The organism is Microbacterium sp. CCH5-D1 (assembly GCF_001557335.1).
GTDB classification, from domain to species: Bacteria; Actinomycetota; Actinomycetes; order Actinomycetales; family Microbacteriaceae; genus Microbacterium; species Microbacterium oxydans.
Genome location: NZ_LSJW01000259.1, coordinates 1 through 16,173, shown reverse-complemented (window position 1 = coordinate 16,173; position 16,173 = coordinate 1). Strand labels below are relative to the sequence as shown.

Below are 16,173 nucleotides of genomic sequence, written 5' to 3'. Positions count from 1 at the left end.
CTCCTCGAAGCCGGCGGATTCAGACCGCTCCTACACTCTCATTCGCGATGAGCCGGTTTGGGCGGCAACTAGCTTCCATCAGAGAGTGCTGTCCGCGTCCGAGATGGTGTCGACGCCAACATTTCCTGTCCCGTATGCACAGGGAAACAGTCCCGTATGCACAGGGAAACAATTGGCCAACTAAGAACGCCCAGTCTGCGTGATCCGAGAAATCCCAGAACGTTGGGATTTCGGTGCCCGGCATGGCCAACTCTGGCCAACTGGTGACGCCCCCTGTCATCAAGTTGGCGCATTAGTGGCCTGCGCCATGAAGCCTCGCGGTGGGTGATGAGCAGGCCAGCGCATCGAGGGGGCTCTGGGTGTGGATTACGGGGGACGTTGAGATCCCGCAGGCGGTTGTCGACGCTCACGCCGACGGCGACTTGGTATTCTTCGTCGGCGCCGGAGCATCCATGGGCCCGCCATCGCGTCAACCCTCGTTCGAGGGCCTCGCCGTGGCCATGGCGGAGCAAGCGGGAGAACCGTTTTCCAAGGACGGCGGGCTCGACTTCTTCCTCGGCTCACTCCCCGAAGGGTTCGACACCCGACGCCACGTGCGCGACAAGATTTTGAGCGGTCCGCCGGAGTTCAGCCCGACCCACACCGCCATCGCCCAGCTGGCGGCGACAAGTGGAAGGTTCCAGGTCGTCACCACCAACTTCGACCTGCACCTCGAAAACGCCGCGAATGCGGCTGGTGTTGGTCCCGGAGACGTCTGGCACAGCCCCGCGCTGCCCATCGGCTCGAACTATGCCGGCCTCGTGTATTTGCATGGGTCTGTGCGTCGTCCGCCGGAGGAGCTGATTGTCACGGATCGTGACTTCGGACGCGCCTACCTCACTGAGGCGTGGGCCACGCGGTTCCTGTTGCCGATGTTCGACAAGCGCACGGTAGTCTTCGTCGGCTACAGCCACGAGGACACCATCATGCGGTACCTCGCTCTTGGGCTCCCCTCCAACACCCGCCGATATGCGTTCACCAACGACGGGGATGATCCGAAGTGGGAGCACCTTGAGATCACGCCCATCCCGTATACGCTCCGCGGAGAACACGACCACGGCAATCTTGAGCATGCGCTGACCACATGGGCCAATCGCGCCAAGATGGGAGCACTCGAGCACGATGCTCGTATCAAAGAGATCATCGACGGCGAGTCCACGACCCTCCCGCTGCCCGAGCGCGACTACCTCATCTCGCAGATCGAGACCGAGGAAGGAGCGCGCCGGTTCGCCGCGAGCGCGACCGAGCATCGCTGGCTGCGTTGGCTAGAAGGCACCGACGTCTTCGAAGGTCTCTTCAACGGTGCACCGCCCTCCGACCCGACCACCGTCCTCGCCCAGTGGTACGCAACGTTCATTGAGAACCCCGAGACGAGCGACCTCGCCCTCCACACGGTGCAGCGCCTGGGGCGGCGATTCTCAGACAACCTTCTCTTCTCCGTCGCCTTTGCGACCGAAGCGCTCTTCCGCATCGACCCCGACCGAGGCTCACGGTGGCGCGTGCTCCTGATGACTTCTATCGAGGGCCGCACCGCTCCCGGGAATCCGGGCGCTGCACTTCGCTTCGGTCGCGGGGGAATGTCCAACGCGCGTGCTGTCGTCCGGTCCGTGCTACGCCCCTATCTTTCCCTGGAGCGAGGTTGGCTCCTCGACGACGACAAGAACGATCCGCCGAGCGCCGACCTTCAGTGGGCCGTGAGCCCGCGAGATCTGCACAAGATCGTGACCGAACACGCCGAATCAGCGGCCGCTGACGACCCTCGATCCCTCAGCTTCTTCGAAGAGGCACTCCACAGTGCCTACGACCTCATCGCGGCGTACAACGGAGCGACAGAACACGCCAGCTTCCGCTTCAGCCGAAGCAGGATTGAGGAACAGCCGCGGCATTCGAGGAATCACATTGACGCGACGATTGACGGTCTCCGTATCGTCGGCGAACGTCTGATCCACGACATGCCCGGTCTGCCAGACCGATGGTGGCAGTTCGAGCGCGTCCTGTTCCGCCGACTGGCTCTTCATCTCATTGCCGAGGACGCGAGTCGTTCCGCCGACGACAAGATCGCCTGGCTGATGGCCCGACGGACCATCTTTCTCAGCGGCATGAAGCACGAAGTCTTCCGTATCCTCGCCGACACTGTTGCTGCGGCAAGCGATGAGCAGCGGGCGGCCACCCTCGAGGAGATACGTCGCGGACCGCAGTTCCCCTCCGGCATTGAAGACGCCGAGCGGCACATCGCTTACAGCAAGTTCAACGTCCTTGTCTGGCTCCTTCGTGCGGCGCCTGACTGGGCTGAGGCGGCTGCCGAGGTTGCCGCGATTCGAGCCCGGTTCGACTTCGCGGAGCGAGAGGAACCTGACCAGGATTTCACGAGAAGCATCGGCAGGTGGGGCGGCGTGCTTCCCATGGAACCCGACGCATTCATCGGCGCCGTCACTGCAGACGGGGCAGAGGCCGCGCTGGGCTCCGTCGTTGCTCGCGACTACTCTGAGCGTAACTTCGATGAGCCCACCTGGGACGATGCCCTCGATCTGTTCCGCCGCGCGGCTCGCGAAGACGCAGCATCGGGTCTCCAAGTCCTGCAAGTACTGAGCACGCTTGATGATGAGAGGCACGGACAGATTCGGAGCGCCCTTATCTCCGGCTGGGCCGAAGCAGTCATAGATGAGGCGACGAGGTTGAGCATTATCGACGCGCTCTCCCAAGACGCGATACTCGCTGGCTCTCCACGGCCCGTGGCGCAGTTCCTGCTCGGCCAAATCCGCCAAATCGTCGACGATGGCGCATCGGCGTCCGCGGCCCGCCTGCGAGACCTCGCGCAAGACCTGCTCGCGAGAGACCAGGACGACGAGAATGCGCTCCCCACCGGATACGACGGGCCGATGCTCGCGTTGAACTCCTGGCCAGGCGAGCTCACGACGTACTGGGTGACCGAGATCGACCGGCGCTGGCGCAGCGAAAGCGACGACTGGGTCGGGCTGAACGACGACGAAGGTACCGCGCTCGGCACACTGCTCGCGCTCCCGAATGTCGCTCCAGCGACTGCACCTGCCCTAGCCAGCCAGCTCTTCTTCCTCTTCGCCGCCGACGAATTGTTCACCACAGAGCACGTCATCCCGCTCTTCGTCGACTCGACCGCGATGGTGGGAGTCTGGAAGGCATATCTCTACGGGGCTCGCATCAACGACCGGATGCTGAAGAACGGGATGTTCGCAGCGCTGCTGAGTATGTGGGATCGGTTGTCCGATCTCGACGACGACGCGCTGGGCCGGCGTTTTCTCTCCCTGGCCGCGTCCATCGCCTCGTACTCAGGAATCTCAGCGGCTGAGCGCAGGCAGTTGTGTTTCAAAAGTGTCACCGCGGAAGACGGCGCTCACGCGCCTCGCTTCGCCGAGGAGGTCGGCAGGGACCTGGCTTCGGGTGCCGAAGATGGAGAGACCGCCTGGGACACCTGGTTGCGAGATCATCTGGAAGATCGCCTCAACGGTGTGCCTCGCGAACCCGAAGATGCGGAGCTGGCTGCGTGGGCTGACGCTGTCCCCCTGCTCGGAGCGCGGATCTCAGACGGGATTTCCCTGTTCCACGGTCGCGCACCGGGGCTGGACCCGGACAACGTACAAATCGACATTCCCGCCGAGGCACTCAACGCTCACCGAACCGAGCTGGTTGGATTCTTGGCAGAGCGGGTGACGAACAGCGAACCGAATAACATGATGCTCGCGTACCAACTCAACGACCTCAGGGAGAGTTTGGCCGAGACGCTCTCCCAAGCAGACCTCGAGCCGCTATTGGTGGCAGCCCGTGAGAAGGGCTACCTCCGTCGCGAAGGCTGAGCGCGACCTACACCATGAAGGCTCGACTCCGAGCCTTCACCCAGTCCTTGCATTGCTGTCACGCCCTCCCGATGCGAACTCCGCGAAGTTGAGGATAGGGCAGGAGTGGTAGCTGACCGCGAACCTTCTTGAGTCGTCCTCGCGAGAGTTCGCCTGCCATCTGTCAGTGACATTTTTAGTTCACGGGCGGAACCAGTCGGTCTGGAACTGACTCAGCCATTTCTGAGCTTGTCAATTGATCCGGACCGTGGACATCTCGTTCCTGTAGCAGGTGCGCGGAGGCAGCGCCAACTTGTATGAAGCAATTGCTAGCGCGGGCAACGCGCGGGAACCCGTGTTCTCTTGCGCCAGCTACCGCACTTGTGCGCCACGATCTTCGACGACGTACAGCTTCTACGCGGCGTCTCTAGTGAATGGGCGGCTGGTGTGTCCTCCTCCTCGCACATCGAGGAGGAGGACACACCAGGGCAGTACAGGTCGTGAGCCGATCCGCACTGTCTCGTTATCCGCGTCTGCTCTCCGCTGTCGCTTCCGGCCGTGCAACAAACCGGCGGCTCGGGTTCACCGCAGACGTTGCTGCGTGCACGGCAAGTAGCACCAGCAGTGGCAGGAGGTGGAACGCTGTGAGGGTGGCGGCGTCACGAGCTATGCCGTTGAAAGGATCTCCTTCATCCAGGGGGCCGGCGGAGGCTCCGTTCAACAAAACGTACCCGAGCAGCGAGACAGCGAGAGTGCCGAGCGCGACCAGCGTGAGCGCGATGCTCCGCGTTCGCACCGGAGTGTCCCGCCTCTCGAACGCTCCGCTCATGAAGAGCAGCGGAAGCGTGGCGAGCAACGTCACCGGGATGCTGCCCATCTGCAGAACCGCAAGCCAGTACAAGGCAGCGCCGACGGTAGGCGATGGCATGTTCAGCACACTGCTGAGCTGAGCGCACGTTCCCCCGAGCCACGAGGCGGCGATGACGCAGATCCAGACGATGGCGGGCATGAGGTCAGCTCCTTACTCGTCGAGTCCTCAGGACTGAGGGGAATTGTTCCAGATGTTGTATGTGAAGCCGCGCCATGTGGTCTCGGCGACGGGACGCTGCATCCACTCCGGCACGGAGCTTCCGACGATGTCGGCGCTGACGGCGAGAACGAATTCGTTGTCGCGGCCCTGGTTGATGGCGAAGCTGATCGTCGATCCGGCAGCATCGAAGTGTCCGGGCTGCGCGGTGAAGGTCCACTGACCGGTTGTCGCGTTGGCAGTGGTGACCTTCACCGGTGCGGCGACGCCGCCGGGGCCTACCAGGTTCCACACATGGCCCACGGCAGGGAACGTCGCAGCCGCGCCGCCGAGCGGGAAGCTGCAGTTGAAGCAACGCTTGAGCTCTGCGAGAGCGGTCGGCTGGGAGACGAAACCGCCGTACGAGATCGGTTCGGTGACGAAGACCTTCACCGGCCACCTGTTCGCGATCGCGATCGACCGCGGGGAAGTCTCTCCGACCGAGACCCTGGCGAAGGTTTTCCCTGTCCTGGACGGCACTCCGGCGGGATCTGCGACCCTGGTGAGCCTGTCGAACCACACCTCAGGACTTCCCAGTCTCGACGCGGCATCCAACCCGCGCGTGCTGCTCGACACGATCACCAACAGCAACCCGTACCGGGGCAGCGTGAACGATCTGCTCGAACAGGCGGGCCGGCAGCAGCTTTCCGACGCCGGGACCTTCCGTTACTCGAACCTGGGCATGTCGTTGCTCGGACAGGCCCTCGCAGAACGGGCGGGTGTCGAGTACCCGGCGCTCCTGCAGGAGCGGATCTTCGACCCGTTGCAGATGACGCAGAGCAGGATCTCGCTCGACGGGGCCGACTTGCAGGACCCGACGACCGGATACTCTGCGACCGGCGTGCCTCAGGCGCCCTGGTCGATCGCCGCGTTCGCGCCCGCTGGCGGCATCCGCTCGACGCTCGGCGACATGACGAAGTACCTTCGTGCGCTTCTAGACGGTTCCGTTCCCGGCGCAGCGGCCATGGACCGCCACCCCGGCGAGGATGGGATCGACGGGGGGTATGCCTGGACGATCATCGATCAGGAGGACGGCCCGACGTTGACTCCGCACAACGGGCAGACGGGAGGCTTCGCGTCGTTCCTCGTCCTCGATCGTGAGGGCGGCCGGGGCACGACCGTGCTCTCCAACACCGCGGCGCAGCTTCCGGGGGTCGCTGTGAACCTCATCGAGAAGGGCATCACCGAATGAACCTGTTCCTCGCCATCGCACTCGTGGCGTTCTCCGCGCTCTACGCCGTCAGAGCGTGGGGGATCAAGCGGTTCCGGATCGCGGACCGGACGGCCGCCATCGCCGAATCCGTCGGACTCCTCGCCGTGTTCACCGTGCTGCACTTCGCCACGGGCTGGGCCGGCGTGCCGATCGCGCTGTGGTTCGCGGCCGTCGCGCTCGCCGCCGGTGGCGTGGTGGGGCTCGTGCTGCGCGTCGACGCTCTCCCGTGGATCCGGACGCGCCGCCGACTCGCCTGGCGTGTGATCCGCCTGGCGCTCGGCGGGCTGGTGTCTGCGGTCGTGTTCGGACTCGGGGCGATCTCCACCTTCGGATGACCCGGACGATCGACGGGGAGAGGAGCCGTGGCATCACTCGATCCCGCGGCTCCTCTCGTCCGCCAGGCGGGCGCGTCGATCCTCCTCACGCTTCGAGTAGGTGGCGGCGCGGATCGCGTCGTCGGATTCCAAACCCGTGCCCAGAGCCCCGCCGAGCGTCGCCGCCGATGCGACGAACCACGTGAGCACGAAGAGATCCTCGACGTCGACCGTCCGCCCGAGCGCTTCGCTCATCACGGTCGTATCGAGCACGAAGAGCGCCCAGGCCAGATTCACCACGTACAACGCCAGGTAGCAGATGATGATGCCGATGGTCAGCGTCAGGATCGTCGAGGTGTTGTAGAGGCGGGATCTCTCGCGCGCCTGTGTCGAGTCGTCGTCCGGGCGGTCCCAGAGCCTGCCGTCGATCACGATCCAGGCGATGAGGATCGCGATGGAGGCAACGGTCGCGGCCGCCAGGCGCCAGCCGGACAGCGAGATGGCGAGAGACCACACCGTCGGCTCGATCGTCGCCACGGCCCCGGTGGCCAGGGCTGCGACCAGCGCGGACTTGAGGCCGGCCGCGAGAAGCCACGGACGGTTCGCCAGCACCATGCCCCGCAGCACGCGACCCCGGGCGCTGAGGCGGGGAAGCGGCAGACGCTGCTCCTCGGGCGAGGCGGGAGCAGCCATCCCGCTGACGAGCCCGCGCACTGCGTGGCGGGCCCTGCTCTGCACCCGGTACCCGCCCAGCGCGGGCAGGGACAGCACCGCGGCCTGGCGTCGAGGATCGATCGCCGCGAGCAGATAGCGACCGTCGTCGTCGCGAAGCGGGAGCTCGGTGACGCCGACGACGAGGTCCCACCGGTTCTGCTCGGCGTGCGCGCGGAGTCGTTCGAGGGCGACGTCGACGTCTTCGGATCCGAGGGTGAACGGCTCGCTGAGGAGTTCGACGATCCAGCCGTCGGCCTGCGCGGCGACCGGCGGTGTGAGATCGGTCATCCGACGCGCGACGACGGTGGGCGAAGCCGGGTCCGCCACGAGCCCCACTCGGATCGGCTCCATCTCCGCAACCTACACCTCTCGCGAGTACACCGCACGGGAGCGAACTGATCTTCGCCCTGTCGATGTCGGCGGCCCGTGGCAAGATCCGTGCATGGAAACCCTCAGACTCCGGACCTGGTCCGAGAACGACCTCGAGCTGCTGCATGCCGCCAACACCCCGGAGATGACCGCGCACCTCAACGGGCCTGAGACCGACGACCAGATCACGGAGCGCCACGCCCGTTACCTGCGCCTGGTCGCCTCCGGGGAAGCGCGGATGTTCGTCGTCGAGGACGAGGAGAGGATGTCGCTCGGGTCGATCGGCTACTGGCCGGTCGTGTGGAGGGATGAGCCGGCATGGGAGACCGGATGGTTCGTCCGACCCGAAGCGCAGGGGCGCGGGGTCGCATCGAAAGCCCTCGCCCTCCTGATAGACGACGCCCGTGCGCACCCCGAGCCGCGGCGGCTCCTGATGGCCTGTCCCGCGATCGAGAACTCCGCCTCAAACGGAGTCTGCCGACGTAACGGCTTCACGCTGCACGGCACGGTCACGGACCAGTTCCGTGGTGCCGAGATGACCGTGAACGAATGGGCCCTCGACCTCACGGCCTGATCGACGTCATTCCGCGGGGTACTTCTGCGCCTTGAGCAACCGCGCCAGGTGAGCGGCGTTCCTGGTGGCAGTGCTGATCGCGGACGCGACCTTCTCGGGAGTCTCCTCGAGGTCCTTGTAGTCGGTGGTCTGCATCGCCTCGCCGTTCCAGTAGACCGAGCTCTGTGCGGGAACCGTGTATCCGACGTCGTTCAGCGACTGGAAGAGGATCGCCGCGATGTGGTGGGCGCCGTCCTCGTTGCCGACGACACCGGCGATGGCCACCTTGTCGAACACGATGGGACGGCCGTCCTCGTCGGTCTCGCCGAGCTCAGCGTCGAGGCGTTCGAGCACGCGCTGCGCGACGCTCGAGTGCTGACCCATCCACGTCGGCGTGACGAAGACCAGGATGTCGGCGTCGAGTACCTGCTGACGGATCCGCGGCCACTCATCACCGTCACCCATGTCCTTCTCGACCCCAGGGCTCAGCGAGAAGTCGACGGCGCGCACGAGGTCGCCGGTGACATCGTGCGCTGCCAGGGCGTCGAGGAGCTGCGTCGCGAGGAGGTCGGAGCTGGACGACGCGGGAGACGGCTTGAGCGTGCAGGAGATGGCGACGGCGGTGAGGGGAGTGTTCATGCTCCGAGCACACCAGACCTCGAAGAACGTGCACAGGGGGTTTCCCAGTCCGGGCTATCCTGGTAGACGGCACCGACGACAGGAGATCCCGTGATCCTCAGCTTCCTCTTCTTCATGATCCTCTTCATCGGAGGCATCCTGCTGATGGGCATCTCCTTCGGGCTGCCGGCATTCCAGGCGCTCGCCTTCTGCGGCGGTCTTCTGCTGGTGACGCTGGCGCTCGCCTTCATCTTCCGGCAGGGCGGTTCGGCCACTCGTCGCTCGAACAACTGGTCGGGCAACGCCACCGAGTAACCCGCGCGGCGTCGTCGCCTCAGGGCTTCTTGCGCCGCAACGCCTCCGCTGCCTGGCGCCCGGCGACGACCGGCAGGACGCCGGTGAAGCCTTCCCGGGCCCGGGCAGCCTCGGCGATCTTGCCGCGCGCGGCGAACCATCCGATGACGAGTGCCGGGACGAGCAGCACGAGCGAAGCCAGCACCCAACGTCCGGTCTCGGAGAAGCCCATGGACACCAGCACGAACAGCAGGAACGCCAGGGTCAGGTAGCCCGTGTAGGGGGTTCCGAACATCCGGAACGATGGGCGTTCCACCAGTCCTCTCTTCGCGAGCGTGTGCATCTTCAGCTGACACAGGATGATCGTCGCCCAGCCGCCGATGATGCCGATGGCCGAGACCTCCAGCACGATCTCGAAGGCCTGCGAGGGCCAGAGGGCATTGATGCCGACCCCGATCAGCGTGATCGAGGCGGTGAGGAGGATGCCGCCGAACGGGACGCCGTTCGCGCTCATCCTCGCCGTGAAGCGAGGCGCCGAGCCGTTGACGGACATGGATCGCAGAATGCGACCAGTGGAGTAGAGGCCCGCATTGAGGCTGGAGAGCGCTGCGGTGAGGACGACGAAGTTCATGACCGACCCGGCGACCGCTCCGGTGTGCGGCGAGCCGATGTGGGAGAAGAAGGTGACGAAGGGCGACTCCCCGGCCTTGTACGTGTCGAACGGCAGCAGTAGCGAGAGCAGCAGGATCGAGCCGACGTAGAAGACGGCGATCCGTACCACGACGGTGTTGATGGCCTTGGGCATGACCTTCGCGGGCTCTGAGGTCTCACCGGCGGCGGTGCCGACGAGTTCGATCGACGCGTACGCGAACACGACACCCGAGATGGCGAGTATCGGGGCGAAGTAGCCCATCGGGAACACACCGCCGTTGTCGGCGATGACGGCGATCCCGGTGACTCCGAGATCCGTGGTGCCGTTGAAGATGATGAAGAAGGTCCCGACCACGAGGAAGACGACCAGAGCGGTCACCTTGATCATCGCGAACCAGAACTCCATCTCGCCGAACAGCTTCACGCTGACCAGGTTGAGCGACAGCACGACGACCAGAGCGACGAGGGCGATGAGCCATTGGGGGACGGCCTGCAGCGGCTCCCAGTACTGCGCCCAGAACTTGACGTAGAGCGCGGCGGCCGTGACGTCGACGATCGAGGTCATCGCCCAGTTCAGGAAGTAGAGCCAGCCGCTCGCGAACGCCAGCTTCTCACCGTAGAACTCTCGTGCGTACGAGACGAAGGAGCCCGAGGAAGGGCGGTGCAGCACGAGTTCGCCGAGCGCGCGGAGAATGAGGAACGCGAAGAAACCGCAGAGGGCGTAGACGAGGATGAGTGCAGGGCCGCTGGATGCGAGACGTGCGCCCGCACCCATGAACAGCCCCGTGCCGATCGCGCCGCCGATCGCGATCATCTGGATCTGGCGGGGCTTGAGGGTCTTGTGATACCCCGCCTCCTCGTTGGAGAAGTCTGCGACCGCGAGGGTGCGATCACCCGTGAGCTCACGCTCGTTCTCGCGTGCGTCTTCGGGATCGAGGGGGACGCGGGATGTGGGGTCGGCCATGCGATACCTCTCCGGGCGAAGCGACGCGGACGCGATCTGCGCCCGACCTCCTGTGCGAATTCCTGCACAGGCTCCATGAATCATGGCGGCGATCGCGTTCGAGGACACGCATCTGGCGAGGATTCTCGCGCAAAGTACCGGTATGGGATCCGGCGTCCCGATATCGACGTCAGCGTCGGCTGGCGAGTCTCGCCTCGAGGTTCGCCCTGACAGCCGGCCACTCCGGTTCGATGATCGAGTACTCCACGCTGTCGCGCAGCGCGCCGTTGCGGTAGCGGCTCATCGCCCGCATGACCCCGTCCTGCTTCGCGCCGAGGCGCTCGATCGCCGCCCGCGACTGGAAGTTGACCCACTGCGTGGTGAGGCCGACGCGGAAGACTCCGAGGGACTCGAATGCGTGACGCAGCAGCAGCAGCTTGGACTCGGCGTTCGTGCCCGAGCCGTGCGCGGACGGTCGATTCCAGGTGAAGCCGATGTGCAGTCGGGGTACGTCGGCCACGATGTCGTAGTACGACGTGAGCCCGAGGATGCGACCGTTGGTGTCGAAGGCCGTGAAGGGGATCATCTCGCCCTTCTCGATGAGGCCGATCCGTCGCTCGACCTCCGCAGCCACGCCGTCGGGTGCGGGGACCGAGGTGTACCACGCCGTCTTCCAGAGGTCCCCCTCCTGCACGGCCTCGATCAGTCCGTCGATGTGCGATCGATCGAGAGGTCGGAGTTCCACGAGCTCGCCGGAGAGGGTGACGGGGGAGGGGGCGACGAGGAAGGCCATGCCGATATTCAACCAGCAGTGACGAGGGGCCTCTGACGCAGCAGGCGCTGGTAGGCCTCGACCAACTCGATGGTGACGTCCAGCTCGAAGGCGAGACTCGCCAGGTGCGGCCCGCGCACCTCTTCCGCCTCGGCATACGCCCGCGGCGTGATCAGGCGGGACGCCGCCCATTCGTCGGCCTGACGCTCCTGCTGCGTTCGTGTGGCCGATGTCGTCGCGGGGAAATGGCCGAGGCAGGCGTGCCCCAGCTCATGGGCGAGCACACTGCGGGTCGTGCGGGCGCTCATCCCCGGAGCGAGACGGATCGTTCGCGTGGTGGGGTCGTAGCCCCCGCGGGTGCGGCCGGGCCGCTCGACCACGCGCACTCGCTGGGCGTCGGCGAGGTGGAGGAGCTGGTGCATTCTCTCCTCCTCGTGCCGTCTCGCGGGCGGAAGCCGATATCGGCCTACTCGTAGAGGTCGTCGGTGTCGGCGTCGTGCCGGACGCCGGATTCGAAGGCGACCTCACGGCTATCTTCGCGGGGGCCGGCGACATCGGGGGTGCGCCGGATCGGCGTGATGCGCGCTGTGGTCTCGCCGTCGACTCTGAGGCGCTCTTCCGCGCGGGCGAGCAGGACATGGGGCTCGACGCCGAGGTCGGCGCAGACCGCGTAGACGACGGGTACCGGGATCGCTCGCTTGCCCGTCACGTAGTTGTCGAGTGCGCTTCGGGCGATGCCGATGCTGCGCGCCATCGCGGCGATGCTGCTCCGCGAGGCGGCGATCTCCGCGCGCATCTGGCGACCGACGGCCTCGTTGAACTCCTCTGCAGGTGTCTTCACCCGGCTCACCATAGCAGCGTGACGACGCCAGAATGCCGCCATTCTGGCCCATTCGACCCCCATGCGTGTCCGTTCGTGGCGCTAGTGTAGGCGTATGGGGACGGAATTGCGTCATTTGCTGGCATCGGAAGTCGATGGAGCACGGTTTCACGCCGGGGTGTCCTTTTCCGAGCTGTCGGAGCGTTCGGGTATCGGCCCTGACGCCCTGGGGGAGCTTCTCGACGGCAGGGAGGACTTCACCGTCGTCGACCTCGTGCGTATCGCCGATGTGCTCGGCATCCCGGTCACCGCGCTTCTTCCGGGAGCGGCAGGCGACGACTCGTGACGGTTGCTGTGCCGGACCGCCGTGTCCGTGCCTGGCGATAGCGTGGGGGCATGAAGACAGTGTCGTTCGGATCGTCCACCGCCCCCGCCGTGATCGCCGGCATGATGCGCATCGACGACAAGGATGACGCGCACATCCGCCACCTCTACGACACGACCAGGGCTGCGGGCATCGACTTCTTCGACCATGCGGACATCTACGGCGGCAGCATGCACCACTGCGAGTCGCGGTTCGCCGAGGCGCTGCAGCTGACCTCTTCCGAGCGCGACGAGATCGTGCTGCAGACGAAATGCGGAATCGTGCCCTCGCAGGGGATGTTCGACTTCTCCTACGAGCACATCGTGGCCCAGGTCGAGGGTTCGCTCGCTGCTCTGCGGACCGACCGCCTCGATGTGCTCCTGCTCCACCGCCCCGATGCGCTCGTCGAGCCCGAGGAGGTCGCCCGCGCGTTCGATGACCTGGAGAGCGCGGGAAAGGTCAGGGCGTTCGGCGTCTCGAACCACACCCCGCGTCAGATCGATCTGCTCCGCACCGCAGTCCGGCAGCCGCTGGTGGCGAATCAGCTCCAGCTGTCGATCACGCACGCACCGATCATCGCGCAGCCGGTCGCTGCCAACATGGCCGGCCATGACCAGAGCCTGGTGCGCGATGGCGGCGGCATCGTGGAGTACTGCCGTATCAACGGGATCACGATCCAGGCATGGTCGCCGTTTCAGGACGGCTTCTCGCACGGGGTGTTCCTCGGCAACCCCGCCTACGCGGAGCTGAACGCCGTGATCGATCGCCTCGCGGCGGTGCACGACGTCACCCCGATCGCCATCGCGACCGCCTGGATCACCCGCCACCCCGCCGGCATGCAGGTGGTCCTCGGAACCACGACGCCCGAGCGGGTGCGTGATGCGGCAGCCGGTGCCGATGTCGCGCTCACCCGACCCGAGTGGTACGAACTGTTCCGTGCCGGCGGACACCTGCTTCCGTAGACCCCTGCGGTCCGTCGCGGCGTCGTCTACCCTGAACTCATGTCGTTCCTGTTCTCGCTCCTCGTCATCGCCCTGATGATCGGCGCGCTGATCGACATCATCACGCGGGACAGCTCGCTGGTGAAGTTCCTGCCGAAACTGGCGTGGATCATCATCGTGATCCTGCTGCCGCTGATCGGTGGCCTGCTCTGGTTCGGTCTCGGCCGCGAGTACGGGGAGTCCGGCATACAGATGCCGCGGATGCGACGAGCTGAGCGGCCCGCGGCGTCGACCGACGTGCGTCCGGCGCCACCGAGGGACACCAGAACCACCGAGGAGCAGATCGCCGATCTCGACCGTGAGATCGAGGAGTGGCGGTTGCGCCAGGAGATCGAGAAGAAGCGCGGGGCCGACGGCGACGCGCCAGCCGGCACCTCTTAGGCGGCCGGCAGCCCCTGATCTGCCGGCGGGAGGTCGAAGGACTCGCGGATCGCGTCCTCCAGGAACGGATATCGGAATTCGAAACCGGCCTCTGTGAGCTTCTCCGGCAGCACCCACCGGCTCTTCAGGATCAGCTCGGTCTCGGTGCGCATGCCGATGGCTCCGAGCTCCAGCATCCATCGGGGCATCGGAACCCCGATCCGCGCTCCGAGGGCCCGCCGCACCGTCGCCATGAACTCGACGTTGTCCACCGGATGCGGAGAGGCAGCGTTGACGGGGCCCTCGAGCGCCGGATTCCGCTCGAGGAAGTCGATGATGCGCGCGACATCCTCGATGTGCACCCAACTGAAACGCTGGCGGCCACGACGCGCGCCGGGGAGATGTCCCGTGCCCGCAGCGCGCCGAGCCGCGCTGACCGGCCATCGTCCGTCGTACTGGGACCCGCCGAGCCCGAACCGCGCCAGGTCTCTCACCGGGCCGAGCACGCCGCCGTGGCCGAGCACGATCGTGCTGCGCAGGGCGACGCGGCGGGTGGCGGGGAGCTCGTCGGCGAACAGCGCCTTCTCCCACGCCTTCGCGACCTCGACCGAGAACCCACTGCCGACCTCGCCCGTCGATTCGGTCATCGGACGATCCTCCGCGTGGCGATAGATCGTCGCCGTCGAGGAGTTGATCCAGAGCGCGGGAGGTGCGGAGGACCGGGTGATCGCGGTGCTCAGCGACGCGGTGGTGTCGAGGCGGGAGCGGAAGATCTCCGCCCGGTTCTCTGGGGTGTAACGGCAGTTGACGCTCTTGCCGGCCAATCCGATCACGAGGGCGGCACCGTCGACGGCGCGATCGATCTCCACCTGATCGCCCCAGCGGATGTCGGCGCCTGAACGCGAGATCGTGACGACCTCGCGCCCCTCCGCGCGGAACCGGGGCACGAGGAAGCGCCCCATGAACCCGGTGGAACCGCCGATGACGACCCGTCCTGTGCTCATGCGGTCTGCTCCTTCTCGTGATGCTGGATGCGATAGGCGAACTCTCCCCGATACTCGTACAGGCGGCCGAGGAACGGCGCATCGACGGTCAGGGCCATGCGCTGCCGATCGAGGTTGTCGTCGAAGCGCTCGGTGAGGCGGATGACAGGTGCCACGGGCCGGGGGATCCGCACCCGGAGGCGACCGAAGCGAAGTCCGACGGCTCGGCTCCTCAGATGCAGTGCGCCCTGACGTACCTCGACGTCGAAGCAGGCGGCGAGGAGGCCCGGTTCGCCGAGCTCGTCGACGACGCGGCCATGGCGGGTGAGTGCGACGGCGTCTCGCATGGTCCACGTGCCACGGCCGAAGAAGAAGGTCCGCTCACTGAGCGCTCTGGACGCGATGGTGCGGTTCTCGACCCGGAACGGCACCTCTCGCTCCCACCCCGCGGCGACCACGCCGCGTCGTTCGAGGACCCGGAGGAAGGGCCACAGCCATCGACGCGGAGTGCCCACTCGCTCGAACACCCCCTCGCCGATGCCGGTCGCTCCGTCCGGGATCGGTGCGAAGTACAGGCGCAGTCGGGGGTGAAGGTCGGCCATGCGCTCGCCGAGTGCTCTGGCGTACGGGGACTGCGGCACGGGCGTCACGGTTCGAGCCTAGCCTCGGCTTCGCGTCGCCCCGCACTGCGGTCCACCCGTCGTCAGGCTCCTGGTCGCAGCAGTCGATCGAGCAGGGCGAGCGCCTCGTGCTGAGGAGCGGTCTCGTCGAGCAGCCACTGCGTCTGCAGGCCGTCGGACGCCGCCACCACCAGGGCTGCGACCGCATCAGCGTCGAGGTCGTCGCGGATCCTCCCCTCCTCCTGCTGGCGTCGGACGACGTCGGCGAGTCGGGCGCGGAGGCGCGTGAAGCGACCGGTGGCGAACGTGCGCGCCGCCGGATGGCCCTCCTCGAGCGCCGTGGCGACGAGCGTCGAGTACAGCTGCACGAGACCGGGTATCGCACGGTTGAGCCGCGCGGACTCGATCATCATCTCCACCGGCGTCGCGTCGGGCGGGGGAGAGCTCGGTTGGCGCGACGGTACGGTGCTCTCCTCGTAGACCGCGACGAGGAGCTCCTCCAGGGAGCCGAAGTAGTGGGTGAGAGCCGCGTGCGTGACCCCGACCTCGCGCGCGATGGCTCGCAGGCTCGTGCGGTCGGCGCCACGTTCGGCGAACACCTCGATGGCGCGGTCGAGGATCTCCTGCCGACGGGCGATCCCCTTCGCGTAGGCCCCGCGCTGCCGTGGGG

The 16,173-nt window shown here is 66.3% G+C and carries 19 protein-coding genes; 8 read left to right on the top strand and 11 right to left on the bottom strand.

Features of this window, described 5'->3' with window-relative positions; translation table 11 throughout:
* Window positions 1-320: 320 nt before the first annotated feature.
* A complete protein-coding gene (locus AX744_RS15960; protein WP_061017965.1) occupies window positions 321-3,869 on the top strand; it encodes an SIR2 family protein in 3,549 nt (1,182 codons plus the stop codon).
* 502 nt (window positions 3,870-4,371) lie between these two features.
* On the opposite strand, the gene AX744_RS15955 is transcribed toward AX744_RS15960, so the two are convergent.
* Window positions 4,372-4,857: a hypothetical protein gene (locus AX744_RS15955; RefSeq protein ID WP_061017964.1), complete on the bottom strand. Its 486-nt coding sequence runs from the start codon at window positions 4,855-4,857 to the stop codon at window positions 4,372-4,374.
* 27 nt (window positions 4,858-4,884) lie between these two features.
* Complete coding sequence (locus AX744_RS20795) at window positions 4,885-5,307, bottom strand: hypothetical protein (protein ID WP_061017962.1); 423 nt, start codon at window positions 5,305-5,307, stop codon at window positions 4,885-4,887.
* Between AX744_RS20795 and AX744_RS15945 the strand changes: the two genes are divergently transcribed.
* Window positions 5,291-6,106, top strand: a complete 816-nt coding sequence (locus AX744_RS15945; protein ID WP_061017961.1) for a serine hydrolase domain-containing protein — start codon at window positions 5,291-5,293, stop codon at window positions 6,104-6,106. The genes AX744_RS20795 and AX744_RS15945 overlap by 17 nt on opposite strands.
* Entirely contained in the window at window positions 6,103-6,462 is a 360-nt protein-coding gene (locus AX744_RS15940; protein ID WP_061017958.1) for a hypothetical protein, read from the top strand. The genes AX744_RS15945 and AX744_RS15940 overlap by 4 nt, the downstream gene beginning before the upstream one ends.
* A gap of 33 nt (window positions 6,463-6,495) precedes the next feature.
* Here AX744_RS15940 and AX744_RS15935 read toward each other — a convergent pair whose 3' ends face one another.
* Window positions 6,496-7,506 (bottom strand): hypothetical protein, encoded by a 1,011-nt coding sequence (locus AX744_RS15935; protein WP_061017957.1) that lies wholly within the window; start codon window positions 7,504-7,506, stop codon window positions 6,496-6,498.
* Between the two features lie 91 nt (window positions 7,507-7,597).
* Here AX744_RS15935 and AX744_RS15930 point away from each other — a divergent pair, with 91 nt between their 5' ends.
* Window positions 7,598-8,098, top strand: coding sequence for a GNAT family N-acetyltransferase (locus AX744_RS15930; protein WP_061017955.1), 501 nt, complete (start codon window positions 7,598-7,600; stop codon window positions 8,096-8,098).
* Between the two features lie 6 nt (window positions 8,099-8,104).
* On the opposite strand, the gene AX744_RS15925 is transcribed toward AX744_RS15930, so the two are convergent.
* A complete protein-coding gene (locus tag AX744_RS15925) occupies window positions 8,105-8,716 on the bottom strand; it encodes a flavodoxin family protein (protein ID WP_061017953.1) in 612 nt (203 codons plus the stop codon).
* Window positions 8,717-8,806: 90 nt separating this feature from the next.
* Between AX744_RS15925 and AX744_RS15920 the strand changes: the two genes are divergently transcribed.
* Complete coding sequence (locus AX744_RS15920; protein WP_028503256.1) at window positions 8,807-9,010, top strand: hypothetical protein; 204 nt, start codon at window positions 8,807-8,809, stop codon at window positions 9,008-9,010.
* Window positions 9,011-9,029: 19 nt separating this feature from the next.
* Here AX744_RS15920 and AX744_RS15915 read toward each other — a convergent pair whose 3' ends face one another.
* From AX744_RS15915 to AX744_RS15900, 4 genes are all read right to left on the bottom strand, one after another.
* Window positions 9,030-10,604: an amino acid permease gene (locus tag AX744_RS15915; RefSeq protein ID WP_061017951.1), complete on the bottom strand. Its 1,575-nt coding sequence runs from the start codon at window positions 10,602-10,604 to the stop codon at window positions 9,030-9,032.
* Between the two features lie 169 nt (window positions 10,605-10,773).
* Complete coding sequence (locus tag AX744_RS15910; RefSeq protein WP_061017949.1) at window positions 10,774-11,376, bottom strand: GNAT family N-acetyltransferase; 603 nt, start codon at window positions 11,374-11,376, stop codon at window positions 10,774-10,776.
* Between the two features lie 8 nt (window positions 11,377-11,384).
* A complete protein-coding gene (locus AX744_RS15905; protein ID WP_046749758.1) occupies window positions 11,385-11,777 on the bottom strand; it encodes an ImmA/IrrE family metallo-endopeptidase in 393 nt (130 codons plus the stop codon).
* 44 nt (window positions 11,778-11,821) lie between these two features.
* Window positions 11,822-12,196 (bottom strand): helix-turn-helix domain-containing protein, encoded by a 375-nt coding sequence (locus AX744_RS15900; protein ID WP_231728835.1) that lies wholly within the window; start codon window positions 12,194-12,196, stop codon window positions 11,822-11,824.
* A gap of 94 nt (window positions 12,197-12,290) precedes the next feature.
* On the opposite strand from AX744_RS15900, the gene AX744_RS15895 reads away from it, so the two are divergent.
* The 3 genes from AX744_RS15895 to AX744_RS15885 are packed head-to-tail and all read left to right on the top strand — an operon-like array spanning window position 12,291 to window position 13,921.
* Window positions 12,291-12,521 carry a helix-turn-helix domain-containing protein gene (locus AX744_RS15895; RefSeq protein ID WP_220151143.1) on the top strand — a complete coding sequence of 77 codons (231 nt, stop codon included), beginning with the start codon at window positions 12,291-12,293 and terminating at the stop codon, window positions 12,519-12,521.
* A 50-nt stretch (window positions 12,522-12,571) separates the two neighbouring features.
* Complete coding sequence (locus AX744_RS15890; RefSeq protein ID WP_058631230.1) at window positions 12,572-13,501, top strand: aldo/keto reductase; 930 nt, start codon at window positions 12,572-12,574, stop codon at window positions 13,499-13,501.
* Window positions 13,502-13,540: 39 nt separating this feature from the next.
* Window positions 13,541-13,921 carry a PLDc N-terminal domain-containing protein gene (locus tag AX744_RS15885; RefSeq protein ID WP_061017946.1) on the top strand — a complete coding sequence of 127 codons (381 nt, stop codon included), beginning with the start codon at window positions 13,541-13,543 and terminating at the stop codon, window positions 13,919-13,921.
* On the opposite strand, the gene AX744_RS15880 is transcribed toward AX744_RS15885, so the two are convergent.
* From AX744_RS15880 to AX744_RS15870, 3 genes are all read right to left on the bottom strand, one after another.
* On the bottom strand, window positions 13,918-14,904 hold the full coding sequence (locus AX744_RS15880) for an epimerase (protein WP_061017944.1): 987 nt from the start codon (window positions 14,902-14,904) through the stop codon (window positions 13,918-13,920). The genes AX744_RS15885 and AX744_RS15880 overlap by 4 nt on opposite strands.
* Window positions 14,901-15,533, bottom strand: coding sequence for a DUF4166 domain-containing protein (locus tag AX744_RS15875; protein ID WP_061017942.1), 633 nt, complete (start codon window positions 15,531-15,533; stop codon window positions 14,901-14,903). The genes AX744_RS15880 and AX744_RS15875 overlap by 4 nt, the downstream gene beginning before the upstream one ends.
* Window positions 15,534-15,586: 53 nt before the next feature.
* Window positions 15,587-16,173: TetR/AcrR family transcriptional regulator (locus AX744_RS15870; protein ID WP_061017941.1), on the bottom strand; the 587-nt coding region annotated here is incomplete at its 5' end.